Annotated in this window: 26 protein-coding genes; all 26 read right to left on the minus strand. The window is 65.1% G+C overall.

Annotated elements, in window-relative coordinates; translation table 11 throughout:
* Positions 1–6: 6 nt before the first annotated feature.
* Positions 7–1263 carry a flagellar biosynthesis protein FlhF gene (flhF, locus tag DESUT3_RS18650; RefSeq protein WP_221250001.1) on the minus strand — a complete coding sequence of 419 codons (1257 nt, stop codon included), beginning with the start codon at positions 1261–1263 and terminating at the stop codon, positions 7–9.
* Positions 1253–3340, minus strand: a complete 2088-nt coding sequence (flhA, locus tag DESUT3_RS18655; RefSeq protein ID WP_221250002.1) for a flagellar biosynthesis protein FlhA — start codon at positions 3338–3340, stop codon at positions 1253–1255. Before flhA ends, flhF begins: the two co-directional genes overlap by 11 nt.
* A 77-nt stretch (positions 3341–3417) precedes the next feature.
* Positions 3418–4473, minus strand: coding sequence for a flagellar biosynthesis protein FlhB (gene flhB, locus DESUT3_RS18660; protein WP_221250003.1), 1056 nt, complete (start codon positions 4471–4473; stop codon positions 3418–3420).
* A 153-nt stretch (positions 4474–4626) separates the two neighbouring features.
* A complete protein-coding gene (gene fliR, locus DESUT3_RS18665) occupies positions 4627–5403 on the minus strand; it encodes a flagellar biosynthetic protein FliR (protein ID WP_225911561.1) in 777 nt (258 codons plus the stop codon).
* Between the two features lie 10 nt (positions 5404–5413).
* Positions 5414–5683, minus strand: a complete 270-nt coding sequence (fliQ, locus tag DESUT3_RS18670; protein ID WP_221250004.1) for a flagellar biosynthesis protein FliQ — start codon at positions 5681–5683, stop codon at positions 5414–5416.
* An 87-nt stretch (positions 5684–5770) separates the two neighbouring features.
* Positions 5771–6517, minus strand: a complete 747-nt coding sequence (gene fliP / locus DESUT3_RS18675; protein ID WP_221250006.1) for a flagellar type III secretion system pore protein FliP — start codon at positions 6515–6517, stop codon at positions 5771–5773.
* The gene (gene fliO, locus DESUT3_RS18680) at positions 6514–6906 is read right to left on the minus strand and encodes a flagellar biosynthetic protein FliO (protein WP_221250007.1); all 393 of its coding nucleotides are present in this window, start codon (positions 6904–6906) and stop codon (positions 6514–6516) included. The genes fliP and fliO overlap by 4 nt, the downstream gene beginning before the upstream one ends.
* Positions 6907–7017: 111 nt before the next feature.
* The gene (gene fliN / locus DESUT3_RS18685) at positions 7018–7338 is read right to left on the minus strand and encodes a flagellar motor switch protein FliN (RefSeq protein ID WP_221250009.1); all 321 of its coding nucleotides are present in this window, start codon (positions 7336–7338) and stop codon (positions 7018–7020) included.
* Entirely contained in the window at positions 7338–8324 is a 987-nt protein-coding gene (gene fliM / locus DESUT3_RS18690; RefSeq protein ID WP_221250011.1) for a flagellar motor switch protein FliM, read from the minus strand. Before fliM ends, fliN begins: the two co-directional genes overlap by 1 nt.
* Positions 8325–8337: 13 nt before the next feature.
* Positions 8338–8844, minus strand: coding sequence for a flagellar basal body-associated FliL family protein (locus DESUT3_RS18695; protein ID WP_221250013.1), 507 nt, complete (start codon positions 8842–8844; stop codon positions 8338–8340).
* A gap of 127 nt (positions 8845–8971) precedes the next feature.
* Positions 8972–9709: an OmpA/MotB family protein gene (locus tag DESUT3_RS18700; RefSeq protein ID WP_221250014.1), complete on the minus strand. Its 738-nt coding sequence runs from the start codon at positions 9707–9709 to the stop codon at positions 8972–8974.
* 9 nt (positions 9710–9718) lie between these two features.
* Entirely contained in the window at positions 9719–10492 is a 774-nt protein-coding gene (locus tag DESUT3_RS18705; protein ID WP_221250015.1) for a motility protein A, read from the minus strand.
* Positions 10493–10750: 258 nt separating this feature from the next.
* Positions 10751–12025 carry a flagellar hook protein FlgE gene (locus tag DESUT3_RS18710; RefSeq protein WP_221250016.1) on the minus strand — a complete coding sequence of 425 codons (1275 nt, stop codon included), beginning with the start codon at positions 12023–12025 and terminating at the stop codon, positions 10751–10753.
* 85 nt (positions 12026–12110) lie between these two features.
* Positions 12111–12503 (minus strand): TIGR02530 family flagellar biosynthesis protein, encoded by a 393-nt coding sequence (locus tag DESUT3_RS18715; RefSeq protein ID WP_221250017.1) that lies wholly within the window; start codon positions 12501–12503, stop codon positions 12111–12113.
* 2 nt (positions 12504–12505) lie between these two features.
* Positions 12506–13165, minus strand: a complete 660-nt coding sequence (locus DESUT3_RS18720; RefSeq protein WP_221250018.1) for a flagellar hook assembly protein FlgD — start codon at positions 13163–13165, stop codon at positions 12506–12508.
* Between the two features lie 24 nt (positions 13166–13189).
* On the minus strand, positions 13190–14569 hold the full coding sequence (locus DESUT3_RS18725; RefSeq protein ID WP_221250019.1) for a flagellar hook-length control protein FliK: 1380 nt from the start codon (positions 14567–14569) through the stop codon (positions 13190–13192).
* A gap of 53 nt (positions 14570–14622) precedes the next feature.
* A complete protein-coding gene (locus tag DESUT3_RS18730; protein WP_221250020.1) occupies positions 14623–15150 on the minus strand; it encodes a MotE family protein in 528 nt (175 codons plus the stop codon).
* A gap of 4 nt (positions 15151–15154) precedes the next feature.
* Complete coding sequence (gene fliJ, locus DESUT3_RS18735; protein ID WP_221250021.1) at positions 15155–15589, minus strand: flagellar export protein FliJ; 435 nt, start codon at positions 15587–15589, stop codon at positions 15155–15157.
* A 79-nt stretch (positions 15590–15668) separates the two neighbouring features.
* The gene (locus DESUT3_RS18740) at positions 15669–16973 is read right to left on the minus strand and encodes a FliI/YscN family ATPase (RefSeq protein WP_221250022.1); all 1305 of its coding nucleotides are present in this window, start codon (positions 16971–16973) and stop codon (positions 15669–15671) included.
* A 169-nt stretch (positions 16974–17142) separates the two neighbouring features.
* Positions 17143–17847: a FliH/SctL family protein gene (locus DESUT3_RS18745; RefSeq protein ID WP_221250023.1), complete on the minus strand. Its 705-nt coding sequence runs from the start codon at positions 17845–17847 to the stop codon at positions 17143–17145.
* The gene (fliG, locus tag DESUT3_RS18750; protein WP_221250024.1) at positions 17834–18850 is read right to left on the minus strand and encodes a flagellar motor switch protein FliG; all 1017 of its coding nucleotides are present in this window, start codon (positions 18848–18850) and stop codon (positions 17834–17836) included. The genes DESUT3_RS18745 and fliG overlap by 14 nt, the downstream gene beginning before the upstream one ends.
* A gap of 7 nt (positions 18851–18857) precedes the next feature.
* Entirely contained in the window at positions 18858–20435 is a 1578-nt protein-coding gene (gene fliF, locus DESUT3_RS18755) for a flagellar basal-body MS-ring/collar protein FliF (RefSeq protein ID WP_221250025.1), read from the minus strand.
* Between the two features lie 127 nt (positions 20436–20562).
* A complete protein-coding gene (fliE, locus tag DESUT3_RS18760; protein WP_221250026.1) occupies positions 20563–20856 on the minus strand; it encodes a flagellar hook-basal body complex protein FliE in 294 nt (97 codons plus the stop codon).
* An 8-nt stretch (positions 20857–20864) separates the two neighbouring features.
* Positions 20865–21296, minus strand: coding sequence for a flagellar basal body rod protein FlgC (gene flgC, locus DESUT3_RS18765; protein ID WP_221250027.1), 432 nt, complete (start codon positions 21294–21296; stop codon positions 20865–20867).
* Positions 21297–21399: 103 nt separating this feature from the next.
* A complete protein-coding gene (gene flgB, locus DESUT3_RS18770; RefSeq protein ID WP_221250028.1) occupies positions 21400–21801 on the minus strand; it encodes a flagellar basal body rod protein FlgB in 402 nt (133 codons plus the stop codon).
* Positions 21802–21967: 166 nt separating this feature from the next.
* Positions 21968–24391: a tetratricopeptide repeat protein gene (locus DESUT3_RS18775; protein WP_221250029.1), complete on the minus strand. Its 2424-nt coding sequence runs from the start codon at positions 24389–24391 to the stop codon at positions 21968–21970.
* Positions 24392–24610: the final 219 nt, after the last annotated feature.

Raw genomic sequence — 24610 nt, forward strand, 5'->3', positions numbered from 1 at the left:
AAATCCTCAGAGTTTCGCCATGATCAGCCCGGCCAGCCGTGCAGGCTCGGCGAGGGCGAGGTCCTCGGGTACCCGCTGCCCGTTGGTGATGTAGGAGAGCGGGTAGCGGGTTTTCAAATGCAGGTTGAGCAGCTGGCCGAGGCTTTCGCACTCGTCCACCTTGGTGAAGATGATGCTCTGCACCGGCAGCCTCGAGAAGCGCTTGACGGCGCCGTACATCTCGGTCTCGCGGGTGGTGGCCGAGAGCACCAGGTGGTTCTCCACGCCGCTGCCCGGGCCCAGGAACCTGCCCATCTCCGCGATCGCCGCATCGTCCTTGGGGCTGCGCCCGGCGGTATCGACCAGGATCAGGTCCTTGTCCTGGTGCCGGGCGAAGGCCCGGGCCAGCTCCTCGGGCGAGAGCACCACGTCCACCGGCACGTTCATGATCTCGCCGTAGACCTTGAGCTGCTCGGCGGCGGCGATGCGGTAGATGTCGATGGTTACCATGGCGATGCGCTTGCTGCGGTCGGCGAGCAGGGTCTGGGCGGCCAGCTTGGCGGCGGTGGTGGTCTTGCCGACCCCGGTGGGCCCGATCAGGGCCACCTTGCGCGGTCCTTTGGCGGGGCGGGTGATGGGCCCGCTGACCCGCAGCATCTGGCTGATGATCCCCGAAAGAAACTGTTCGACGGTCACCGAGCGGTTCTGCGGCGGGTAATCGGCCAGGGCCCGGCGGATGATGATCTCGGCCGAATCGGCCTCCACCCCCCGCGTAACCAGCGAATCCATCATCCGCGCGATGCCGCTGCCGCGCTTGGCGGCCGGCGCCGGAGCGGCCGCCGGCGGCTGGGCGGGCTGCTGCACGACGTTGCGCACCAGGTCCTTGAGCTCGTTGATCTCGCTGCGCAGCGAGTCGACATTGAGGGTCGAAAGCTTCCCCTTGAGCCCCTCGAGCTCTTCCTCGATGGGGTCGATCACCCGGCGCTTGCGCCAGATGTCGGCGTAGCTGATTTCTTCGCTGTCGGCGGGGTCGGGCTCGGGAATCTGGGCCATGGCCCGGGCCAGGGCGGCCGCGGCGGAGGGCTGCGCGGCCGGGGCCGGCCGGGGCTCGGCGGAGGGGACTTCCACCGCCGCGGTCACCTCGAGCACCGGCTTGCCCAGCAGGCCGAGCCCCCCCTTGCGCACCGTGCGGGTGGAGAGGATCAGCGCGTCGGGGCCGAGGGCCTCCTTGACCATCTTCAGCGCCGAAGCCATGTCTTCGGCTTCAAAGGTTTTAACCTGCATGGGGCGTCACCGTTCCGATGGATTTCACCTTGAGGTGGCTGGCTATCTCGTTGTGGGAGAGCACCACCAGGTTGGGCAGGTAGCGTTCGGTCAAGCGTTTGACATGCGGCCGGATCGCTGGCGGGCAGAGCAGCACCGGCTGGGCCCCGCCCATGAAATTTTTGATGCTCTCGCTGAGCCCGCCGAGGAAATTGCGCGCCGTGGTCGGGTCGAGGGCCAGGTAGCTCCCCTGCCCCGACTGCTGCACGGCCCCCTGCAGCTTCTCCTCGAGATCGCGCTGCAGGGTCAGCACCTGCAGCATGCTGCCGTCGGCGGCCAGCCGCGAGCTGATCGAGCGTCCCAGTCCCTGGCGCACGTACTCGGTGAGCAGATCCGGGTCCTGGGTCGCCGGGGCCCAGTCGGCCAGGGTCTCGAGGATGCTCCGCATGTCGCGGATGCTGACCTGTTCTCGCAGCAGGTTCTGCAGCACTTTCATCACCGTTCCGAGGTTCAGCAGGCCGGGCACCAGTTCCTCGACCAGCTTGGGGTAGCTCTTGGCCAGGTTATCGAGCAAGTTCTGTGCCTCCTGCCGGCCGAGCAGTTCGAAACCGTGACGCTTGATGATCTCGCTGATATGGGTGGCCATGACCGTGGTGCAGTCGACCACCGTGTACCCGGAAATCTGCGCCCGCTCCTTCTTGTCTTCGGAGATCCAGGTGGCCGGCAGGCCGAAGGCCGGCTCGGTGGTGGCCACCCCTTTGAGCGGCTCGCCGGCGGTGCCCGGGTTCATGGCCAGGAAGTGGCCGGGGAGCATCTCGCCGCCGGCCACCCGCACCCCCTTGAGCAGCAGGGCGTACTCGTTGGGCTTGAGCTGCAGGTTGTCCTTGATGTGGATCGGCGGCACGATAAAGCCCATCTCCATGGCGAACTGCTTGCGGATCGAGTGGATGCGGGCGAGCAGCTCGCCGTCCTGGGCGGCGTCGACGAAGGGGATCAACCCGTAGCCCACCTCCAGCTCGAGCAGATCGACGCTGAGCATCTGCTCGTAGTTGTCCTCTTTGACCGGCTTCTCCTCGGGCTCCTTGACCGCGGCCGCGGCAGCCTTGCGCCTGATCTCCGCCTGCTGCACCCGGTAGGCGAGAAATGCCAGGCCCCCGGAGATGACCAGAAAGGCGAAGGTCGGCAGGCCGGGGATCAGCGCGAACAGAAACAGGATGCCCGAGACCACCCAGAGTGCCTGGGGATGCACGGTGAACTGCCCTTTGAGCTCGGCGCCGAAATCCCCCTTGCCGGCGCTGCGGGTCACCAGGATGCCGGCGGCGGTGGAGATGATCAGTGCCGGGATCTGCCCGACCAGGCCGTCGCCGACGGTGAGGATGGTGTAGTTCTCTGCCGCCTGGGCCATCGGCATCCCCTTCTGCAGCACGCCGATGACGAAACCCGCGCCGATGTTGACCAGGGTGATGATGATGCCGGCGATGGCGTCGCCGCGCACGAACTTGCTGGCACCGTCCATCGCCCCGTAGAACTCGGCCTCGGCGGCGATCTCCTTGCGGCGCTTGCGCGCCTCGTCGTCGTTGATCAGGCCGGCGTTGAGGTCGGCGTCGATGGCCATCTGCTTGCCGGGCATGGCGTCCAGGGTGAAGCGGGCCGCCACCTCGGCGACGCGTCCGGCGCCCTTGGTGATGACCATGAAGTTGATCACCACCAGGATCACGAACACCACGATGCCGACCACGTAATTGCCGCCGACCACGAACTGGCCGAAGGACTGGATCACGTTGCCCGCGGCCGAGGGACCCTCGTTGCCTTTGAGCAGAATCAGCCGGGTCGAGGCGACGTTGAGCGAGAGTCGGAACAGGGTGGTGGTCAGAAGCACCGCCGGGAACACGGCGAAATCCAGCGCCTTTGCGGTGTACAGGGAGATGATCAGGATCAGCAGGGCGATGGTGATGTTGAGCGCCAGCAGCACGTCGAGCAGCAGCGTCGGCAGGGGGATGATCATCACCATCAGGATCCCCACCAGCGCCATGGCGACCACCACGTCGCTGCGCAGCAGCAGCTGCTGCAACCGTTCCTGGGAAAGACTGCCTATCATAGGTTAACTCCGGAAAACCGGTGATCTGCTCTTTGTGACCCGGGTCGTTTCACTGTCCACAGACCACGGTCCACTGATCACTGTTTTTTTAGGCTGTAAACATAGGCCAGGATCTCGGCCACGGCCTTGAACATCTCTTCGGGGATCGGGTGGTCGAGCTCCACCTTCATCAGGGCGCGGGCCACCGGCTTGTTCTCCACCAGCGGCACCTTGTGCTCGCGGGCGATCTCGCGGATCTTCATGGCCACATCGTCGGCGCCCTTGGCCACCACCACCGGGGCGTCCATTTCCCCGCGCTTATAGCGGATGGCGACGGAGAAGTGGGTCGGGTTGGTGATGACCACGTCGGCCTTGGGGACCTCGGCCATCATCCGCTTGCGCGCCATCTGCGCCTGGATCGAGCGGATGCGCCCCTTGACATGGGGGTCGCCCTCGGTCTCCTTGAATTCCTCTTTCTGCTCCTGCTTGGTCATTTTCATTTTCTGTTCCAACTCCCAGCGCACGAACATGAAATCGAGCAGCGCCAGAAGAATGAGAACCCCGCTCGACTTGAGCAGCACCATGAAGGCGACCCTCCCCAGGTAGCCGACGGTCTCGGCGGGGGGCATGTCGACCAGCAGCAGGCCGTCGGCGAACTCGGCGGCGACGGTCTTGTAGGCGATGAAGCCGAGCAGCAGCACCTTGGCCAGGGATTTGACCAGTTCGACCAGCGAGCGCTTGGAGACGAAGCGGGCCGCTCCCTTGATGGGGTCGAGCTTGGAGAAATCGGGCTCCAGCGGCTTGGTGGTGAACAAAAAGCCGATCTGGGCGATGGAGGAGAGGAAGCCCACCACCAGCACCAGCAGCAGCACCGGGGCGAGCAGCAGCCCGACGCGGCCCATGATGTAGATCATCAGGTCGACGACCGACAGCGGGGTCACCTCGAAGGCGCCGGCCCGGGCCATCAGCCCGCCGACCAGCGACTGAAGGTTCTTCCAGAACAGCGGCGCGTAGAAAAACCACAGCAGCACCATGGCCGTCATCAGCGCCGCGGTGTGCACCTCGCGGCTCTGCGCCACCTGCCCTTTTTTGCGAAAATCCTCGCGGCGTTTCGCTGTGGCTTGCTCTGTCTTTTCCTGCTGGTCGTCGGCCATAATCCAGTGGTCAGTGGTCAGTGGTCAGTGGTCAGTGGTCGGGAAAAGCTTGCTGCTCCTCCATTCCTGCTACCTATGTCAAGACATTGCAAAAACCAACCCATCAACGAAAGGGTTGCGCCGGGGAGGGTGGATGGTTTTGATTTCGCTGGATTAAAGCGCCAGAAACAGCGCCATGATGTGGTCTTCGAGGGCGGCGAACTCGCGGCTGAGCAGGGCCGCGACGAGATTGAGAGTCAATCCTATGACAAGAAAGGAAATGCCGATGTTGAGGGGAAAGGAGAGCAGAAAGACGTTGAGCTGGGGGAAGACCCGGGCCAGCACCCCGAGCACCAGGCCCGAAAGCAGCAGCACGGCGAGGATCGGGGCGCTGAACTGGACGCCGAGGGAGAACATGTGGCCGGCCAGCTTCATCAAAAACGGCACCGCCTCGCCGGCCAGGTTGATGCTGCCTGGGGTGAGCACCGCGTAGGAGCGCACGATCGCCTCGAAAAACAGGTGATGGACGTCGAGGGCCAGAAAGATGAGGATCGCCATCATGTTCTGGAACTGGGAGATGAGCGAGACCTGGCGCTGGTTCTGCGGGTCGAAGACGTTGGCGGCGGCGAAACCCATTTGGTAGCCGATGATGGTGCCCCCCAGTTCGACGGCGGTGAAAACCAGCCGCGCGGTGAAGCCGACCATCAGCCCGAGAATCGCTTCGGCGCCGAGCAGCACCGCCAGGCTGGCGGGCTCGAGGGCGACCCGCGGCAGGTAGGGCTCGGCCACCGGGTAGACCACCAGGGCGGTAAACAGGGCCAGGCCGATACGGATCTGCGACGGCACGGTGCCGGTACCGAAGATCGGCAGCGAGCCCATCAGGGCGCCGACCCGGGCCAGGCAGACCAGGAACAGTTCGAACTTGTCGATGGGCAGGGGAAATACCGGCACGGTTGCCTCTTCAGCCGCCCAGCGTCACCAGCGAGGCGAAGATGCCGTTGGAGAAGGCGAGCATTTTCTGGATCATCCAGGGGGCGAACAGGATCAGCGAAACCAGCACCGCGACGATCTTGGGGATGAAGGTCATGGTCTGCTCGTTGATCTGGGTGGCGGCCTGGAAGATGCTGACGATCAGGCCGATCACCACCGCCGCCAGCAGCATCGGCGCCGAGAGCAACAGCACCATTTCCACGGCCTGGCGGCCGATGTCGATGACGAATTCGGGGGTCATGGACCATCCTTCGGATGGAGGAATCAGATATCAGGTTTCAGGATTCAGGTTTTTCCTGATACCTGACTCCTGAGACCTGATATCTACTCAAAAGAAACTTTGCACCAGCGAACCGACCACCAGCTGCCAGCCATCCACCAGCACGAACAGCAGCAGCTTGAAGGGCAGCGAGATGATCGGCGGCGGCAGCATCATCATCCCCATGGCCATCAACACCGAGGCGACCACCATGTCGATGACCAGAAACGGGATGTAGATCAGAAAGCCCATCTGGAAGGCGCGCTTGAGCTCCGAGAGCATGAAGGACGGAATCAGGGTCATGGTCGGCACGTCCTCGGAACTCTCCGGGGCCTCGATGCCGGCGATGTTCATCAGCAGTTCGAGGTCCTTCTCCTGGGTCTGCTTGAGCATGAAGCCGCGGATCGGTGGCAGGGCCAGCTCCAGGGCCTGCTCCTGACTGATCTGCTGTTGCAGGTAGGGCTGCAGGGCCTGGTCGTTGACCTGGGTCCAGACCGGAGCCATGACGAAGAAAGTGAGAAACAGCGCCAGGCCGATAATCACCTGGTTGGGGGGCATCTGCTGGGTGCCCATGGCCTGGCGGACGAAGGAGAGGACGATGACGATGCGGGTGAAGCCGGTGGTCATCAGCAGGATCGCCGGGGCCAGCGACAGCACGGTGAGGATGAACAGCACCTGGATGGTGGTGGAGACCTGCTGGGGACCGCTCGCCTCGCCCAGGCCGATGGTCAGCGACGGCACCTGGGCCAGGGCCGCGCCGGGCACCAGCAGCAGAATCGCCAGCAGAGCCGAAATTCCGAACCTGCCGAGTTTCATGGGCGCGGCTCCAGGCTGGTGTTTAAGGCTTTTTCGAAGGAGCCTTCCGGAGCGGGATTCACCCGGGTCAAAAACTCGACCCGGTCGGCGCCGACGCCGAGCAGGAACTCCTCGCCGCGCACCCGCACCAGGCAGACGCCCTTTTTCGGGCCGAGCGAACGCATCTCCACGACCTGGATCTGCCCCGCCTTGGCCGCGGGGAGCAGCCCGCCCAACCCCTTGCGGGAGAGCACATAATAAAGCAGCAGCACGATCCCCAGCACCAGCGCCAGACCGGCCAGGGCCTTGAGCGAGGGGCCGAGCAGCCCGCCCCCGCCCGAACCCGCCTCTGCGGCGGCCGCCGGCAGGGCCAGGGTGAGGTTCAATATAGTCAGCAGCGGTTTTTTCATTTGCTTGCCTTCAATGCAACGCCCGTAGGGGCGGCCCTGTGTGGCCGCCCTGGGCAGGCACGCAGGCCTGCCCCTACAGTCGGGCCAATTACGCCCACTCGTTTCGCGCCCTTACCCAAGGGTTTCAATGCGCTCGGTGGGGCTGACCACGTCGGTGAGGCGGATGCCGAACTTGTCGTTGACCAGCACCGCTTCGCCGCGCGCGATCAGGCGCGAATTGACGTAGAGATCGAGGGGCTCGCCGGCCAGCTTGTCCAGTTCGATCACGTTCCCCTCGCGCATCTGCAGCAGATCCTTGATCATGATCCGCGAGCGCCCCACCTCCACCGACACGTTCAGGGGCAGATCGAGCAGAAACTCCAGGTTCTTCGCCCCCTCTTCCACCCGCTGCGCCGCCTTGGCCTGCGATTTGGCCGCTTCCTTGTTGTCCATTATTCACTCCGTTGAATTCTCTGGTTGATGCGAACCGCCTTGCTGCCGTTGCGGGTGCCGGCCGAAGCCAGGAACTTGGGCTGCCCTTCCACCACCAGCTTGACCGACACCTTGGGCCCGGCCCCCAGGTCGATGATGTCTCCAACCTGGAAATTGAGGATGTCGCGCACCTTGAGGGTGACCTCGCCGAGTTGCGCAGCGACGGTGGTGTGGACCAGGTTAACCCCGGCGATCAGGGCCTCGGGCCAGGTCTCCCCGTGCAGGGTCGAGATGGACAGCACCCGGTCGCGCAGTTTCTCCCGCAGCGGCTCCAGCGAGGCGTGGGGAACGATCAACTCCAGCCGGCCCGAATGACTTTCGAAATTGGCATTGAACCGTATCACCAGGACCCCCGAATCGCTGGTCACGATATTCACCAGCCGCGGGTTGTTCTCGATCTTCACCAGGGTGGGGTTGAGCTTCTCGAGGGGGGTGAAGGCCTTCTGCAGATCCGGACAGCTGTCGTTCATCGCCATCCGCAGCAGGTTGATCTCGATGGCGGTCAGCGGCCGGTTGGGGACCGTGATCTTCCCCTCCAGAGCCCCGCCCAGCTGGATCTCCAGCGCGGAAAAGGCCAGGTTGCCGTCGAACACCAGCAGGCCGCCGGTCTTGAAGGGGTCGAGACCGAGAATGGCAATGGCCGAGTTCTGCGCCACCCCCTTGAGCGACTCTTCGAAACTCATCGATTTGACCGAGTCGAGCTCGAGCGATACCGGGCGCTGCAGGCGGTTGGTCAGAGAGATGCCGTAATTGCGCCCGAAGGAGTCGAAGATGATGTCGAGGTTGGGGATCTTCCAGCGCTCGTATCCCGGCAGCTTGACCAGGTCGAGACGACTCACCGACTGCCTGGCCTCTCTCGGCATGGGGGCGGTTTCGGTCTCCACCTCCCCCTGCTTCACCGCCGACAGCAGTTCGGCAATCTCGTCTTTGCTGAGTATCCGCTCCACGCCAGGCCCTCCGCTACTGGACCACGAAATCGGTGAAATAGATCTTGCTGACCCGCCCCCGGGTCAGAAAGCTGTTGAGCCGGCCAATCAGGTCGGCGCGCAGCTGCAGCTTGCCCTGCAGGTCGCGCAGCTCGTCGTAGGTCTTGCTGCCGATCAGCAGCAGCACCGCGTCGCGCACCTGGGCCTTGCGCTGGTCGATCTCGGCGGCGGCGTCCTCGCTGGTCATCTCCAGGGTGATCGCGGCCTTCAGGTAGCGGGTCTCCTGGCCGTCCATGATGTTGACGATGAAATCCTCCAGGGCCACCAGCGGTCCCACCGCCCCCGCCTCGGCGCCCTCCGCGGGCGCTGCCGTCTCTGCGGCGGCGCCTTCGCCCTGGGCCCCCTTGGCCGCGGAGGCCTTGCTCGAGCCCAGAAAGAAGGCCCCGGCGCCGACGCCGGCCAGCAGCAACACGGCCGCCACAATGATGATGATCATCTTCATGCCGCCGCCTTTGTCCTTTTTCGCTGCCTCTTCAGCCATGGTTCATGCCTTTCTGTTGCAAGGATTCAAAAACTTTGGGAATTCAGAATCCAGAATTCAGTAGCCAGAAGAAAAGCAAAAAAGTCCTTATTCTGACTTCTGGATTCTGGCTCCTGGCTTCTGCCGTTCAAAACGGCAGATGATCTCCCGCATTGATCAGATACGGCAGCTCGTCCTTCTGCCCGCCGCTGCTCTCCAGCACGAACTCGACCCGGCGGTTCAGGGCCGGGTCGCCGCCGCTCTGGGCGGGATCCAGAGGGCGCTGCGAACCGTAACCCACTGCCGCCAGGCGTTCGAGGGGCAGCAGGTTTTCGCCGCTGAAGAATTTGAGCACCGAAATCGCCCGGGCCATGGAGATGTCCCAGTTGGTGATGCCGCCGGAGGGGGGCGTGTCGTCGGTATGCCCTTCGATGCGCAGGTTCATCGGCAGGTTGCGCACCATGGCGGCAACCTTGCGCAGCACCGGGTAGGCCTCGGGGCGCACCTCGGTCTGGCCGGGGCCGAACAGGATCGCCTCGTTGACCCGCAGCACCACCGCGCCGCGGTCCTTGACCAGTTCGATCTCGCGGTCGATCTTCAGCCGCTGAAGTTCGCTGAGCAGCCGCTTGTAGACCCGGCTGACGTAGTCGTCCTGGATCGGCACGAAATCGACCACCGAAGGTTTGGAGATTTCGGCCTTGGTGCCGCCGCCGAGCACCCCGAAGGCGCTGCGCAGCGAGCCGGCGGCGTCCTGGAACTTCATCTGGTCCATCCGCGCCATGGAGAGCATCAGCACGAAAAAGGTCAACAGCAGCGTGACCATGTCGCTGAAGGTGACCATCCAGGCCGGTGCGCCGGGGGCTTCTTTTTTCTGCTTCTTGGGCAAGGGAAGATCCTAATCTTTCTTATTAAAATTGCTCTCCCGCTCCTTGGGCTGCAGAAAGGCGTGCAGGCGCTGCTCCATGATGCGGGGGTTCTCCCCGGTCAGCACGCAGCGCATCCCTTCGGCGATCAGGGTCTTGCGCAGCACCTCCTCGGAGGAGCGGCCGCGCAGTTTGCCGGCCACCGGCATGCAGATGATGTTGGCGATGATCGCCCCATAGAAGGTGGTCAGCAGGGCCACCGCCATGGCCGGGCCGATGGAAGAAGGGTCGCTCATGGTTTGCAGCATCTGCACCAGACCGATCAGGGTGCCGATCATCCCCAGCGCCGGGGCGTAGGTTCCCATCTGCACGAACAGTTCGGCGCCCGACTCGTGGCGTTCCATGATGTATTCGATTTCGCGGTCGAGCATCGACTTGAGGTCTTCGGCCTCCTGCCCGTCCACCGCCATCTGCAGCGACTTGAGAAAGAACGGGTCCTCGACCTCCCCCATCACCGACTGCAGGGCCAGGATTCCCTCCTTGCGCGCCTTGCCGGCAAAGCGGATCAACTGGGACACGGTCTCCTTGGGGGTCTGGTTCTTGTGAAAGAAGGCCTTTTTGAAAATCGACATCGCCCTGAAGAATTCGCCAAAAGGGTAGTGGACCAGGGTCGCGCCAATGGTGCCGCCCACCACGATGACCAGCGAGGGGATGTTGATGAAGATGGTCAGCGGACCACCCATCACAATGGCCCCGATCATCAGGGCAAAGGCGACAACAATGCCAACGACTGTAGAGAGATCCATCGAAAACACCTCAGAGCATGTTTATCGGGCCGTTCAGTTGATGAGGAACAGGCGCCTGCCCAGTCTCATGAGCAAATCGCATGCCATGGTCTCGGCCACCTTTGCCAGCCGCACCCCGCCGGGCGCTTCTCCGGGGCAGAAGGGCGCTGACGGGTGTCAGAATCATCCCACCCGACTGCAATTGGGTGCGGCCGCCGGACAAAGAAAAGGCCGGGCGCAAGGCCCGGCCTTCGCCAGAGTCATATTCTTGACCCGCTTTTACCGCTTCAGATTGATCAGTTCGGAGAGCATCTCGTCGGTGGCCGTGATGATCTTCGAGCTGGCCTGAAAACCGCGCTGGGTGGTGATCATCTTGACGAATTCGCCGGCCAGGTCGACGTTGGACATCTCCAGCGAGTTGGTGAAGATCTTGCCGATGCCCGAACCGACGGTGCCGACCACCGCCGCCCCGGAGGACTGGCTGGCGGTGAACACGTTGGCCCCCTCCTTGACCAGCCCGGCGGGGTTGGTGAACTTGGCCAGGGCGATGCGGAACAGCTGCTTGGGCAGGCCGTTGGAGAAGTTGCCGAGCACGTTCCCCTCGGCGTCGATAGTCAGCTTGGCCACCGACCCGGTGGTGTAGCCGTCCTGGGACTGGCCGATGACCACCGATTCGGAGGAGTACTGGGTGGTATTGAAGGTAAAGCTCATCTGCTGGGCCGGGTTGGCGTTGTTGGCCCAGGAGAAAACCCCGGCAGTGGTCAGCGGATTGGCAGGAACCGTGGAGACCAGGGAACCGGTGGCATCGAACTGCAGGCTGCCGCTGCCGATGGCCATGGGGCCGGCGGCTCCGCCGACTTCGGTACCGTCGATGGTCGCGGTCCACTCCCACTCCAGGGGGTTGGTGGCCGGGTCCATCTTGGAGAAATACATGGTGGTCAGGTGCTCGTTGCCCAGCGAGTCGTAGATGGTCACCGAGGAGGCGTAGTTGGAGGTGTTGACCGGGTCGGCGATGTTGAAGGGCCCCCGGTAGGCGGCATCGGCGTCGAGGTTGGTCGTCAGTTTGATGTTGGTGGTGGCCCGCGGCGGGCTCAGCGACTGGGTGTCGACCTTGATGGTGGTCAAATCGCCGGAGACCGAACCGTCGGCCGCCAGGGCGTAGCCCATGACCCGGAACCCCTCCGGGGTGACCAGGCGCCCTTCCTCGTCGAAGCGGAAGGAGCCGGCCCGGGTGTAGAGATCCTGGTTGGTCAGCGGCTCCTTGACTACGAAGAAACCCTCCCCCTCGATGGCCAGGTCGGTGTTCGATTCGGTGTTTTCGAAGGTCCCCTGGCTGAAGACGTTGTCGACCACCGAGAGCCCGACGCCGCGGCCAACCTGGCTGTTGCCCCCGGAGCCGGAGACGTTGCTGGCCAGCAGGTCCGAGAAAAGCGTGCGGCCGGTCTTGAAGCCGATGGTGTTGTTGTTGGCGATGTTATTGCCGATGACGCTCATGGCGTTGCCGTTGGCGGCCAGGCCGCTGATGCCGCTGTAAAGAGAAGCCAGGATACTCATGTTTTTCCTCCTCGTCGGGGGCCGCCTCTGTCGGTCGGCGGCCCGCGAACCTCCTCTGCGAGGACCGGTTCGGCTGATTAGATTGCTAGGCGATTACCGCGCTGTCGATGTTGGTAAATACGTTTCCCTTGAGACTCTGCTGGTCGACCACGGTGACCACCGTGCTGTTTTTGACGCTGACCACCAGGGCGGTCTGGTCGAGCAGCACCAGCGAGTCGCGGCCCCCCTTGGCGTTGACCTGGCTGACCGCCGATTCCAGGCGGCTCAGGGCCTCGGGGCCGAACTGAATCCCCCGGCTCTCCATGCGGCTCAGCGCATGGCGGGAGAACTGCAGCTTGCCGGGAGCCTGGACCTGCCCCTGCAGGACCTCTTCGAAGGAGGGCCCCGCGGCGGCGCCGGGCTGCCCCTTGGGGCGTGCGCCCGCGCTCTGACCGGCAGGAGCGATGGGCTGGGGAAAGATGTTGAACTTGTCGGTCATGGTCAGAGGTCCTTGACGCTGATCACCTTGGCCAGGGCGAAGCTGCCGGCGTTGGTGGTCAGCACGCTGCCGGAGCTGCCCATCTCCACCCCGTCCACCGTTCCTTTGACCAGGGACCTGGCCGAGAGAGCCTGCTGCTGGCTGTCGCTGGCCTTGATGGTCAGGGAGTATTGGCCGGCGGGCAGGGGCTGGCCGTCGCTCCCCTTGCCGTCCCAGCTCAGAAAGTGGCTGCCGGCAGACAACTCCTCGGCGGAGAGGTCGGCCACCATCTGTCCGTTGCTGTTGAGCACCTGCAGGCGCACATCCGCGGCGGCCTGGCCGAGCCGGTAACCGAGCTCGACGGGCTTTCCGTCGAGGCTGAAGGTGCTGCTCTCGGTGACCACCTCGCGGCCGATCATGCTCAGGGCGGCGACCCGCTCCATCTCGGCGCTGCCCGAGGCCATCTGCTCCAGGTTCTGGTTCACCGTGAACAGCTGCTCGAGGGAGCTGTACTGGGCGAGCTGGGCGGTAAACTCGGTCGGGTCCTGCGGGTTGAGGGGATCCTGGTTCTGCAGCTGGGCGACGAGCAGCTGAAGGAAATCCTCCTTGCCCATCTCCTTGCTGCCGGTGATGGAGCTGGTGAGCGAGGAGCTTGTCGAACTTGTTGCCGCTACGGTTGTCATTATTTTGACTCACTCTGTCGAGGGTTAGATCCTCAGGCTCAGCCCCTGCCGGGACTGGGTCTGACCTGCCGTGGCCGAGACCTCTTCGGCCTGCACTGCAGCCGCGGATGAACCGAAGCTGTAGGAAGGCCGCCTGCCGAAGGCCGACTGCTGCTGGTGCTGCTGGAAGAACCCCTGGTCGCCTCGGTCCTGTGAATCGACGCTGACCTGCAGGTCATCGAGGCGCAGCCCCTGCTGGGCGAGGGCCTCGCGCAGCCTGGGCAGGTGCCGCTCGAGAACCTCCTGGACCTGCGGGTTCTGGGCCTGGAGGTGGGCGCGCAGCCCGTCCTTTTCCATGACCAGCTCGAGCTTGACCTGACCGAGCTCCTCCGGATGCAGGTTCAGGGTCATGCGGCTCTGCTTCTCTGTGTGATTGAGGGTAATGCGCGAAGCCAGCTGGCCGAGGATCTGGCTTTCGGGTACCAGCTGCCCCGAGGGGAGCTTCACCGCCGGTCCCTGGGCTGCCGCTTCGGCAGGCTGGGGAGGTTCGCCGGCCCGGGAGACCTGGGCCAGCTGCTGCTCGAAACCCTGCGCCGACTTGGCGGGGGCCGCCTCGGGGCTCGCCTCGGTCGCCACGAGCTTCTCGGCGACGACCGCCTCGGCCGAGGCTTCGGCATTCAGGGCGATGGGCGCCTGCTGCGCTTCGGCGGCGGGCCTGACTTCGGCCTGCGGCGAAACCGCGGCCGTTGCCCCCTTGTGCAGCCCCAGCATCTGGGCGAAGCGGTTGTCCGAAAGCGACTCCTTCGCTTTGCCCTCCCTGGTTTCCTCGGCCGGAGCCGGCTTGCCGACCGCCACCTGGGACGCCTGGGAGATCTGAACATCACTGGACGGCACCTGGCTAACCGCGGCGGCAGCGGGCTTCTGCGTCGAAGCCGCCTCGGCAAGCGCCTTGCCCTCGACAACCGGCACCTCGGGCTGGGCGGCCTGCGCTTCAGGCACTGCTTCGGCACCGGCAACCGGAACAGGTTGCGCAACCACCGACTTCAGTGAAACCGTTTCGGCCGCCATGTCTCCCTGGGGCAGGGTTTCTGCGGAGAGCGGCTGAACCATCCCGGCAACCTGCAGGGCCCCGGCAGGCAGCTCCTCGAGCTGCTCCAGCAGCTCGGCAAGCTGCTGCGGCAGCTCGGCAGAAAATTCCTCGCCGAGATTGGCCAGTTCGGGCATCGGCAAACCGGTGACGGCCTGCTGGCCGCCGAACATGGCGAGCAGGGCCTCCATCCCCTTGGGGCTGCCGTTGCCCTGGGCGGTGAGCACCGCCTGGAGCTGCTCCAGAAACGCTCCGCCGCCTGCGGCCGAAGGGCCCTTGGCCTGGCCCTGGGGGGCCATGGGCAGCAATCCTTCGAGATTGATAGCCATCATCTGCATTCTGTTTCACCTCCTTTCCTGGAAATTTTTCTTCACCTGGAAGAAATGCTTTCTCAGCGGGCCCCGAGTTCCGAGTAGGCGGCGCTGAGGCTGGTGGCCTTGTCCTGGTCCATGGCGTCGAGCAGACGTCCCGCCGCCTTGGCTTTCATGCCGGAGAGGATCTGCACCGCCAGGTCCTGATCGAGTTCGCTCATCAGGCCGGCGGCCTGGGCCGGCTCCATCTTTTCGTACATGCGGCTGAGCTGCTTGATCCGCCTGGTCTCGATCTCATCCTTCTGCGCCAGCTGTTTTTCCAGCTCCTGGCGCATGTTTCTGAGCTCGTCGAGTTTCTTATCGACCTCGGCCTGCAAACTCTTTAGCTCAATTTCCCGCAAGGCGAGCATTTCTTCCTTTTTCGCGTATTCGGCCTGCAGACGGGCTCGCTCCTGCTGCAGCGAATAGCGGATGCGCCGCTCCTCGACGCTGCCGAACTGCTGATTCTCGCCCGGCGCCTGCTGCTGCCCCCAGGCGGTCGTCGAGCCGAGAACCAGCAGCAGACAGGCTCCCAGGGCCGCCCTTTTCAACCTTGGCCAATTTTTCATGGCGTCACCTCTTGTAATGCTGGACCGCGATCTCGTCCAGAAAAGCCATCTCCCTGCGGCGCTGTTCGGCCTCGAACTCGCTCAACTGGCGCTCCTTGACCTTTTCCAGCAGCTTCTTCTCCTGGCTCGCCTCGCCCAGGGCCCGGCGCCGCTCCGCCACCTCCTCGCCGGCGGCCTCCCACTCTTCGAGGGCGGCCGCCACCACCTTGACCTTGTGGCTGATGTGGTCACTGTGCAGGGCGAACTCGTGGGGCGCCATCCCCTGGCGCTGGCGCGTATCGAAGTCGGCCTGCAGATGTTCCAGCGCCTCCTGCTCGCGCACCAGCCGGGTCAGCAGGTCGGCTTCGCGCTGCTGGGCGGCGGCCAGCTGCTGCCTGGCCAGGTCTTCGCGCAGGCTGCGGTAGTCGAGCACGGACTGGAGTTTGAACTGCTTGCTCATGGAATGTCCTTTTCAGAATGGGCGGATGGTCAGGAGGAAGGGGCAGGCAGGTCGCGGGACGGCAGGGGAGCCTGGATGTTCAGCCGAGGCCGAGGGCGCTCAGGCCATCGAGGGCGCCCTGCATGTCGACCCACTGGTCCATCTCCTGGCGCAGAAAATCGTTGACCGCCTCGATCCGCTTCAGGGCGTGATCGATGCGGGGGTTGCTCCCGGCGGCATAGGCGCCGATGTTGACCAGGTCTTCGGCTTCGCGGTAGGTGGCCAGCACTTCGCGCAGGCGCCCGGCGAGCCGCATGTGCTCGGCGGGAACGATGTCGCGCATGACGCGGCTGGCCGAGGTCAGGATGTCGATGGCCGGGTAGTGATTCTTCGCCGCCAGGGCCCGCGAGAGCACGATGTGCCCGTCGAGGATCGAACGCACCGCGTCGGCGATCGGCTCGTTCATGTCGTCGCCGTCCACCAGCACCGTGTAGAGGCCGGTGATGCTCCCCTGGCCGCGGAAGTTGCCGGCCCGCTCGAGCAGCTTGGGCAAGGTGGCGAACACCGAGGGGGTGTACCCCTTGGTGGTGGGCGGCTCGCCGATGGCCAGCCCGACCTCGCGCATGGCCATGGCGAAGCGGGTCGCCGAGTCCATCATCAGCAGCACGCTCTTGCCCTGGGAGCAGAAATGCTCGGCGATGGTGGTGGCGACGAAGGCCCCGCGCATGCGCAAAAGCGGCGACTGGTCGCTGGTGGCGACCACCACCACCGAACGGGCCAGCCCCTCTTCGCCGAGATCGCGCTCGATGAACTCGCGCACCTCGCGGCCGCGTTCGCCGATCAGGGCGATGATATTGACGTCGGCCCGCGCATGGCGGGCCATCATGCCGAGCAGCACGCTCTTGCCGACCCCCGAGCCGGCCATGATCCCCATGCGCTGCCCCACCCCACAGGTGAGCATGGAGTTGATGGCCCGCACCCCCAGATCGAGGGGCTGGGTGATCTTGTCGCGTTCCAGCGGCCCCGCCGGCAGGGCGTAGAGGGGCATCTCGCGGTCGAGGGAGGGGCAGCCGGAGCGGTCGATGGCGTTGCCCATGGCGTCCACCACCCGCCCGAGCAGGGCGTCGCCAACCCTGAGGGTGGCCCGGTCGCGCAGCACCCGGATCAGGCTCCCCGGGCCGAGCCCGCGCAGCTCGCCCAGGGGCATCAGCAGCGCCCGCGAATCGCGGAAGCCGACCACTTCGGCCGGTACCGGCGCGGCGCCGTCCTTGGGGATCAGCTCGCAGAGCGTCCCCACCGAGGCCGAGGGGCAGTGCCCCTCCACCACCAGGCCGACGATGTTGGTGACCTTGCCGCGCACCCGCAGGGTGTTGAGGCCGCGGATCTGATTGACCAAAGCGTCCATTTTTCCTAAAAACCTCAATCAGCCACGGATAAGACCGAATAACATCGGATAAATCAAAGACATAGATTTTTGCAGGGCATAATCTTCCAGGTTTCGATCAGAATCCAGATAAGGCCGTGAAAATCCGATTCGATCAGATTTGATCCGTGGCCAAATGCTTTTTTCAGGCTTATTCGCCTGCGGCCGCCGCCAGGGTCTTCTGGCGGATCTCCTCGAGCTGGCTCTCGATGCTGGCGTCGACCTCGCCGAGCTCCGACTCGACCAGGCAGCCGCCCCGGGAGACGCTGGCGTCGGCCTCGAAGGTGATGTTCTTCAGGCCGCTGATTCCGGCCAGCAGCAGGGGTTTTTTCTCCTGCACCAGGGCGAAGTCGGCGGGGTTGACCCGCACGTGGAAGGCGTCGGAGCGCACCGCGGCATGCAGGGCCTTCTGCAGGGTGTGAAAGACGATTTCCGGGTTGGTGGCGATTTCGCAGGAGACCACCTGCTCGGCGATGGCCATGACCAGCCGCAGCATGTCGTCGGTGCTGTTCTTCAGGATCGACTCGCGCAGCCGGTGGATCGACTCGAGACCCGCGGCAAAGGCCTTGACGGTCTCGCCGAGGCGGGTCTCGGTCTGCTGGATCCCCTCCTGGCGGCCGCGAGCGAAGGCCTCCTCCTTCTCCCGCTCCAAGTTGGGCGCCGCCACCGGCTGCGGGTCCGGCCGAGCCCCCTGCGGGGCAACGCCGGTTGCGGGCCGGCCTATGGCTGCCGGCTGAAACTCCTCGTCGGCGGGCTCCATGCCGCCGCTGCCGGCCCCTTCGCCGTCGAAGTCGACAAAGCGCAGGGTCTGCAGCCCCTCGACCGCAGCGCCCTTGAGTACCCTAGACAATGACATCGGTCACTCCTCGGCCCGGGATCACCAGGCGTCCCTCCTCCTCCAGCCCCAGGGCGACCTGAATGATCTCCTGCTGGGCCGCCTCGACGTCCGCCACCCGCACCGGGCCCATGGCCTCCAGGTCCTCCTGGATCATGTCGGCGGCGCGCTGGGAAATGTTTTCGAAAATCTTGGTCTTGAGCGCCTTGGATGCCGACTTGAGGGCCAGCACCAGGGTGTCGTTGTTGATCTCGCGCAGCACCGCCTGCAGGCCGCGGCTGTCGATGTGCACCAGGTCGTCGAAAGCGAAGAGCTTGCGGCGGATCGCCTCGGCCATGTCCGGGTCGGTCTCTTCCATAGCCGAGAGGATCGCCCGGTCCTTGCCCTTGGGCATGCGGCCGAGGATGTCGACCACCTTGTCGATGCCGCCCACCTGCTGGTGCTCGCGGCTGACCACCACGCCGATCTCGCGGCGCAGCGACTCCTCGATTTGAATGATGACCTCGGGCGAGACCTTCTCGATGCGCGCCATGCGGTACATGACCTCGGCGCGAAACTCCTCGGGGAACCCCTCGATGATCTTGCTGGTATGCTCGGGGGTCTGGGTCGAGAGCACCAGGGCCACGGTCTGCGGATGCTCGCGCTCGAGAATGCCCGAGACCATGCGCGCCTCCATCAGGGCGATGGTCTCCAGGGGGCGGAAACTGACCCCGGCGGCGAGCTGCTCCATGAGCATTTCGCGGCGCGACTGGTTCTCGCCGCTGGAGATCGCCTTTTTGACGAATTCCTCGCCGCGCACGAACAGCCCGGCGTGGTCCTTCTGGGCCTTTTCGAACAGCTCGATGACCTGTTTGGCGATGTCCGCCGGCACATGGTCCATCCCCATCATGCAGCGGCTGATCTTGCGCACCTCGTTGTCGTCGAGCTCCTCGAAGACCTTGGCGGCGGCTTCCTCGCCCAGGCAGAGCAGGAAGATGGCGGCTTTTTCAACCCCGGAGAGGCGGGAAAGGTGCTTGATTTCCACGGCGGACTCAGCCCTCCCTCAGCCAGCGTTTGATGATCTGGGCGTAGGGCGCCCGCTCCTGGATCGCCTGCTTGCGCAGCCGCTTGCCCAGGTCCAGATTGGGGTTGGCCAGGGCCTTGGTATCCTCCTCGGGCGCCTCGCCGTTGAGTTCCATTTCCAGTTCGCCGACGGTCTTCATCGGGGTGACCACCTGGGCCTCGCGCTGCAGGGTCCTCAGCATCGGCCGGGCCAGCAGGAAGTAGAGCAGCAGCCCGGCGACCACCAGCAGGCCGTATTTGACGAAGGGCAGGTACGAGTAAAGATCATCGACCCCGGAGACCTCGGGAATCGGCTCGGCGCTGAAGATGTTCTCGAAGGGCATGGAGTTGACGGTGATTTGGTCGCCGCGGCCGGCGTCGAGGCCGATGGCGTTGCGCACCAGCTCCTCGATGGACTGCAGCTCCTTTTCGTTGCGCGGGGTGGTCACCGGCGGCTCGCCCGGCGCCCCGGGGGCCACCTTGTCGGCGATCAGCACCGCCACCGAGAGCTGCTTGATGGTGCCGACCTGAAACACCTTGCGGCTGACCACCTTGCTGACCTCGTAGTTGACCGTCTCCTCGTTGCGGCTCGAGGGGTTCTGGGTGGTGGTGGCCCCGCCCTGGCCGTCGGGCAGGTTGGACTGGGCCCCGGGGATGCCGCCGGCCACCGAGCTCGCCCCTTTCTCCTGGGCGCTCTGTTCGCTGCGCACCACCGAACCTTCGGGGTCGTACTTCTCTTCGGTCTGCTCCTGCTGGGTGAAATCGAGGTTGGCGGTCACCTTGACCAGGGCGCTGCCCGGTCCCAGGGCCCGGTCGAGCAGGGCCTGGGCGCGGCCCTCGAGGCGCCGCTCGAGAGTCTGCTGGTGGTCGAGCATGCCGGGGGTCATCGGCCCGGCCAGCTCGTCGCGGGGCGGCTGGGAGAGGATGCGCCCGGTGGCGTCGACCACCGTGACCTTGTCGGCCTCGATCCCCTCGATGCTGCCCGCCACCAGGTGGATGATCCCCTGGATCTGGCTCTCCTTGAGCGAAGCGCCCGGGGCGAGCTTGAGGATGACCGAGGCGGTGGAGTCCTTCTGCTGCTCGCGAAACAGACGCTTTTCGGCCAGCGCCAGATGCACCCGGGCCCCCTCCACCGGGGCCAGCGAGGCGATGGTGCGGGCCAGTTCCCCCTGCAGCGCCCGCTGGTAGTTGATCTTCTGGGCAAAGTCGGTCATGCCGAAGCTCTGCTTGTCGAACACCTCGAAGCCGACCCCGCCCCCCTGGGGAAGTCCGGCCCCGGCCAGCTCGAGCCGGGTCTCGTGAACCTGGTCGGCGGGGATGTAGATGGCCTTGCCCTCGTCCTCGAGCCGATAGGGGATCTTGCGCTCCTTGAGCCAGCCCACCACCGAGGAGGCGTCGCTGCTGCCGAGGTTGGCGAAGAGCAGCTTGTAGTCGGCCACCTGCGCCTGCAGGATGATCACGGCGAAGATGGCGACACTGGCCAGGGCCGCCACGGCCATGGTCAGCTTGCGCGAACGCGGCCAGCCATTGATGGTGGTGATGAGGGATTTGCGGGTTTCTTCGGCCATGGTCGGCTAACCTCCTGATGTTCCAGGCGTCGTAATTCGTAATACGTAATGCGTAATGGGCAAGGCGTCATTGGCCGGGCTTGAAGATTTTACCCCTCACGCCTCACGCCTTACGCCTTACGGCGCATCAGACCTGCATGCGCATGATTTCCTGGTAGGCGTCGACGATCTTGTTGCGCATCTGCACCGTCAGGCGCAACGAGATGTCGGCCTTTTCCATGGCGATCATGACTTCGTGCAGGTTTTCCGCGCCGCCGGTCTGCAGCTTCTGCACCGCCTGGTCGGCCTCGACCTGCTGGCGGTTGACATCCTGGATGGCCTGGCCGAGAGCCTCGGCGAAGCCGGCGGCGGCCTTGGGCGCCGCCTCGGGGCGGGAACTCTGCAGCGACTGCAGCTGGGATACCAGGGTGATGTCTTTCATGTCTCAGCCTAACTCCCTATTTCGAGGGCTTTGAGGGCCATGCGCTTGGCCGATTTGATCACCGTGACGTTGGCCTCGTAGGCCCGCGTGGCGCTGGTCATGTCCGCCATCTCCTCGAGCAGGTTGATGTTGGGCATGGCGACGAAGCCCTGTTCGTCGGCATCGGGGTGCGAAGGGTTGTGCACCATCTTCGGCGGCTCCTGGCTGACCTGGATGGCGGTCACCTCCACCCCCTGCTCGGCGCCTTTCAAGCTCTGTTCCAACTGCTGGCCGAAGGGGGTCTCGGAGGACTGGAACACCACCGCGCGCTTACGGTAGGGCCCCCCTTCCGGGGTGCGGGTGGTCTCGATATTGGCCAGGTTCGAGCTGATGGTGTTGAGGCGGATGCGCTGCGCCTTCATGGCCGAAGAGGCGATCTTGAAACTATCGAACAGATCCATAATTGTTACTCCTTGTAAGAGTAAGGGCTTTCCTCCTCACTCCTTACTCCTAACTCCTCACAGTTTTTACCCATCACTCATCACTGATCACTCGTCACTGCCGTTACCGCCCGTCCTGGGCCACGTACTTGAGCAGGCCAAGCTTCTTGTTGATCATCTGGGTGGTCGCCTCGTAGAGGATCTGGTTTTCGGCCAGGTCGAGCATCTCGCGCTCGAGCTCGACGCCGTTGCCGTCGCCCACCGCGGAAAGGCCGCGTTCGCGAACCACCCGCGCCTCCACGGCGCCGCCGGGGGCCAGGTGCGCGGCATCGGTGCGGGCCATGACCTGCGGCCCCTGGGCCATGTAGCGCTGCAACCCCTCCTCGAACTCGAGCCGGGCCGGGGCATAGCCCGGGGTATCGGCGTTGGCGATGTTCGAGCTGATCACCTTCTGGTTCTGCAGGCGCAGGTCCAGCACCTTTTCCAGCAGACCGAAGGTGCGATCGAAAAGTCCCGTCACTGGCATCTATCTTCCCTCCCGCCGCCGGTTGGCGGCGTCCTGTTCATCCTGAAACGACCATCGACATGCGAAGCAGCATAGAAATGCGGCTGGCGAGATGCCCCCCCCACTGAAGGGGGTGTTTTTCAGGCTTTTCTCCGCGTCTTCGCGTGAGGCCATCTTCCCGCAGGTTTTAATCCCGAAGCCCCGCCTGCTGCTCCAGTTGCAAGAACTCTGCCCCCGCCCTCTGCCAGGGGGTGTTTTCTTCTTTTTCGGCCAGGCGGCGCAAAAGATTAAGGGCCATCTCCCGCTGGCCTGTGGCGAGCCGGATCTGCGCACAGCGGAACAGGGCCTGGTCGACGCAGGGGCCGCCGGCGGCCAACTGCTCGTAAAGCGGCAGGGCCTGGTCGCCCTGGCCCGAGCGGTAAAGCGACTCGGCGCGCAGCATCAGCGCCGTGGGCGGGTCCTGGTCGGAGCCGGGGGCATCGGCCCCGGCCAGCACCGCGCCGGCCTGGGGGTAGTTCTCGCGGGCCCAGAATATCTTCCCGGCCAGCAGCTCGATCTCCGGGCTGACGGGGCGCCCGGACAAGGTCAAAATTTTGGCAGCCTCCTCCAGCCGCCCGCTGGCCAGCAGCGCCTGCAGCTGCAGGGCGAAAACCTCGTTGCGCGCCTCCCCCTGGGGGAAGCGCTCGAAGTAGGTCGCGGCGGCGGCGACTGCGCCAGAAAAGTCCTGCTGGGCGACCAGCACCCGGATCACCGGCAGGTAACATTCCTGCTCCTGCGGCTGTCCCCGGAAGCCATCCAGCATGAACTGAAACACCCGGGCGGCGCGATCCAGCAGCCCCATCCGCTCGAAGGACTGGCCGAGGGTAAGGAGGAACCCGGGGCGGACCAGGCCGGAAACCAGCAGGTCCCGGTGCCTCTCCACCAGCACCAGGGCGCCGATCTCGTCACCCCGGCCGATCAACTCCTCGACCAGCGGCGGGACCACCTCGGCCAGCAGCGCCTGGCCGTGCCGGTAGAGGGAACTGCCGGCGAACTGGCGCAGAAAACTTTCCATGTCCGCCACGCACCCGGCAAGGTCGCCGGCGAGCTTGCGCACCAGGGACTGCTTGAACAGGGCTTCCTCGCGCAGCTGGCGGCTCGGGGCGGAGCGGGCGATTTCGGCATACTGGCTGAGCACGCCCGGGCCGCCGGCCGCCGAGCCGGCGAGAACCGCCAGATCGGTCATCTTCAGCCAGGCCCGGAAACCTCCTTCGCGCTCGCCGTGGGTCTCACGGACCCGCTGGAAGATCTCCAGGGCCCGCTCCCGGTGCCCCGCCCGCAGGGTGCTGAGCCCCTCGGCATACCCGGCCAGGTCGGCGCCGGCCACTCCCTTGAGCAGCTCGGCCAGCCGCCCGAAGCGAACGGCCGCGGCCGGATAATCGCCGGCTCGCTCCAGGGCCTGGGCGTAGCAGCCCAGGGAATAGGGGCGCGCCAGCCAGAACTCCTCGGCCAGCTCACTTCTGCGGTAAAGGGCCAGGGCTTCGCCATGGCGCTCCAGGCCGACCAGGGCGTCGGCCCGCCGCAGCGCCAGCAACTGCCCCAGCTCTGCTCCGGCAGACTCCCGCTTGGCCTGCAATACCCCCAGGGCCTTGTCGGCGCTGCCGGCGCCAAGCAAGATCTCGGCCTGCAGCAGGTCCGCCAGGACGTTGTAGGGGTGATAGGCCGCCCCGCCCCGGCTCAGCGTGCTCAGCTCGAAGCTCCCCTCGAAGGGTCTTCCCGCTGCGGCCTTGGCCCAGGCCAGCAGGTAACCGGCGCGGATCCGCAGCGCCGACTCGGGCGCTTCGCTCAGCAGCTGCACCAGCTCCCCCTCGGCGCCGGCCGGGTTGCCGGTGCGTGCCAGGGCCTCCCCGCGAAACAGCCGCAGGGCCTCGCGATCGACCCCTTGCAGGGAGCTGGCCGAGAGGCGCCTGAGCAGCGCCAGCCCGGCGCTCCAATCGCCCTGCTGGCAAAGCCCCAGCCCCTCCTTGAGCGTCTGCCCCTCCGGGCCGGCATGCAGGGGGTCGTAAACCAGCTGCGGCAGCGCGGGAAGCGAGTAGCGCAGGGCAACGGCGACCTTCAGGCCGGGATCGTAGGTTTCGAAGAAACTCTCCCAACGCCCGCTGTAGGAGGAGCCGCCCCCCAGGGTCAGCGCCCCCTGGTCACTACGGATCTGAGGCATGCCCGGGACGGCGGCGGCGATCGCCGGGCGGACCTTGGCGCCGGCCTCGTCCCAGACCAGATCGAGCATGACCGCGGCGGGTTGCGGCCTGGTCAAGACCTTGACCGCCCTGGGCGGGGTACGCAGCAGAAAGGAGACCATCAGGTCCGGCCCCTTGCGGGCCGCCAGAATGCGAATGATCTGCCCGTTTTCCGGCAGCGGCGCCCCCAGGGCCTCGGCCTGAACCCCGGTCAGAAACAGGTCGACACGTTGGCCCGAGGCCTCGATGCGGTGCGCCGGCAGGGCCGAAAGCTCCAGGACCATCCGGGTGGTGCCGAGCTGCTCCTGCTTGTCGATACGAATCAGCTCGGCTCCTCCCCCATGGGCAGGCAGCGCAAGGGCCAGCAGCAGTAAAGTGGTAAGGGTACGACACATGGCAAGATTCCGTTGCAGAAGAATAAATAACTGGGAAATAAATTTTGCCAGTATCGTGCCAAGGGGCTCAGTTCCCAATTGCATATTATTTTCGACAACTTGGCCCTCCATGAAAGGTGTTGTCATTTTTTTGACCAGCCGCCCAACTCGCCCTATCCTCCCCGCAACGACGCCAGGGGAACCACCCGTGGCGTACTGGCCGCCACCAGGCGAATCGGC

It is taken from the genome of Desulfuromonas versatilis, assembly GCF_019704135.1.
GTDB lineage: Bacteria > Desulfobacterota > Desulfuromonadia > Desulfuromonadales > NIT-T3 > Desulfuromonas_A > Desulfuromonas_A versatilis.

Coding starts and splice junctions, on each gene's coding strand:
- DESUT3_RS18740 (WP_221250022.1), bottom strand. CDS start 16,973: ATGGACGCTTTGGTCAATCAGATCCGCGGCCTCAACACCCTGCGGGTG.
- fliQ (WP_221250004.1), bottom strand. CDS start 5,683: ATGACCCCCGAATTCGTCATCGACATCGGCCGCCAGGCCGTGGAAATG.
- DESUT3_RS18710 (WP_221250016.1), bottom strand. CDS start 12,025: ATGAGTATCCTGGCTTCTCTTTACAGCGGCATCAGCGGCCTGGCCGCC.
- flhF (WP_221250001.1), bottom strand. CDS start 1,263: ATGCAGGTTAAAACCTTTGAAGCCGAAGACATGGCTTCGGCGCTGAAG.
- DESUT3_RS18745 (WP_221250023.1), bottom strand. CDS start 17,847: ATGTCATTGTCTAGGGTACTCAAGGGCGCTGCGGTCGAGGGGCTGCAG.
- DESUT3_RS18720 (WP_221250018.1), bottom strand. CDS start 13,165: ATGACAACCGTAGCGGCAACAAGTTCGACAAGCTCCTCGCTCACCAGC.
- fliF (WP_221250025.1), bottom strand. CDS start 20,435: ATGGCCGAAGAAACCCGCAAATCCCTCATCACCACCATCAATGGCTGG.
- DESUT3_RS18705 (WP_221250015.1), bottom strand. CDS start 10,492: ATGGATCTCTCTACAGTCGTTGGCATTGTTGTCGCCTTTGCCCTGATG.
- fliO (WP_221250007.1), bottom strand. CDS start 6,906: ATGAAAAAACCGCTGCTGACTATATTGAACCTCACCCTGGCCCTGCCG.
- flgB (WP_221250028.1), bottom strand. CDS start 21,801: ATGCCAGTGACGGGACTTTTCGATCGCACCTTCGGTCTGCTGGAAAAG.
- DESUT3_RS18725 (WP_221250019.1), bottom strand. CDS start 14,569: ATGCAGATGATGGCTATCAATCTCGAAGGATTGCTGCCCATGGCCCCC.
- flhA (WP_221250002.1), bottom strand. CDS start 3,340: ATGATAGGCAGTCTTTCCCAGGAACGGTTGCAGCAGCTGCTGCTGCGC.
- DESUT3_RS18730 (WP_221250020.1), bottom strand. CDS start 15,150: ATGAAAAATTGGCCAAGGTTGAAAAGGGCGGCCCTGGGAGCCTGTCTG.
- fliN (WP_221250009.1), bottom strand. CDS start 7,338: ATGGACAACAAGGAAGCGGCCAAATCGCAGGCCAAGGCGGCGCAGCGG.
- fliP (WP_221250006.1), bottom strand. CDS start 6,517: ATGAAACTCGGCAGGTTCGGAATTTCGGCTCTGCTGGCGATTCTGCTG.
- DESUT3_RS18775 (WP_221250029.1), bottom strand. CDS start 24,391: ATGTGTCGTACCCTTACCACTTTACTGCTGCTGGCCCTTGCGCTGCCT.
- flgC (WP_221250027.1), bottom strand. CDS start 21,296: ATGGATCTGTTCGATAGTTTCAAGATCGCCTCTTCGGCCATGAAGGCG.
- DESUT3_RS18715 (WP_221250017.1), bottom strand. CDS start 12,503: ATGACCGACAAGTTCAACATCTTTCCCCAGCCCATCGCTCCTGCCGGT.
- fliJ (WP_221250021.1), bottom strand. CDS start 15,589: ATGAGCAAGCAGTTCAAACTCCAGTCCGTGCTCGACTACCGCAGCCTG.
- fliE (WP_221250026.1), bottom strand. CDS start 20,856: ATGAAAGACATCACCCTGGTATCCCAGCTGCAGTCGCTGCAGAGTTCC.
- DESUT3_RS18695 (WP_221250013.1), bottom strand. CDS start 8,844: ATGGCTGAAGAGGCAGCGAAAAAGGACAAAGGCGGCGGCATGAAGATG.
- flhB (WP_221250003.1), bottom strand. CDS start 4,473: ATGGCCGACGACCAGCAGGAAAAGACAGAGCAAGCCACAGCGAAACGC.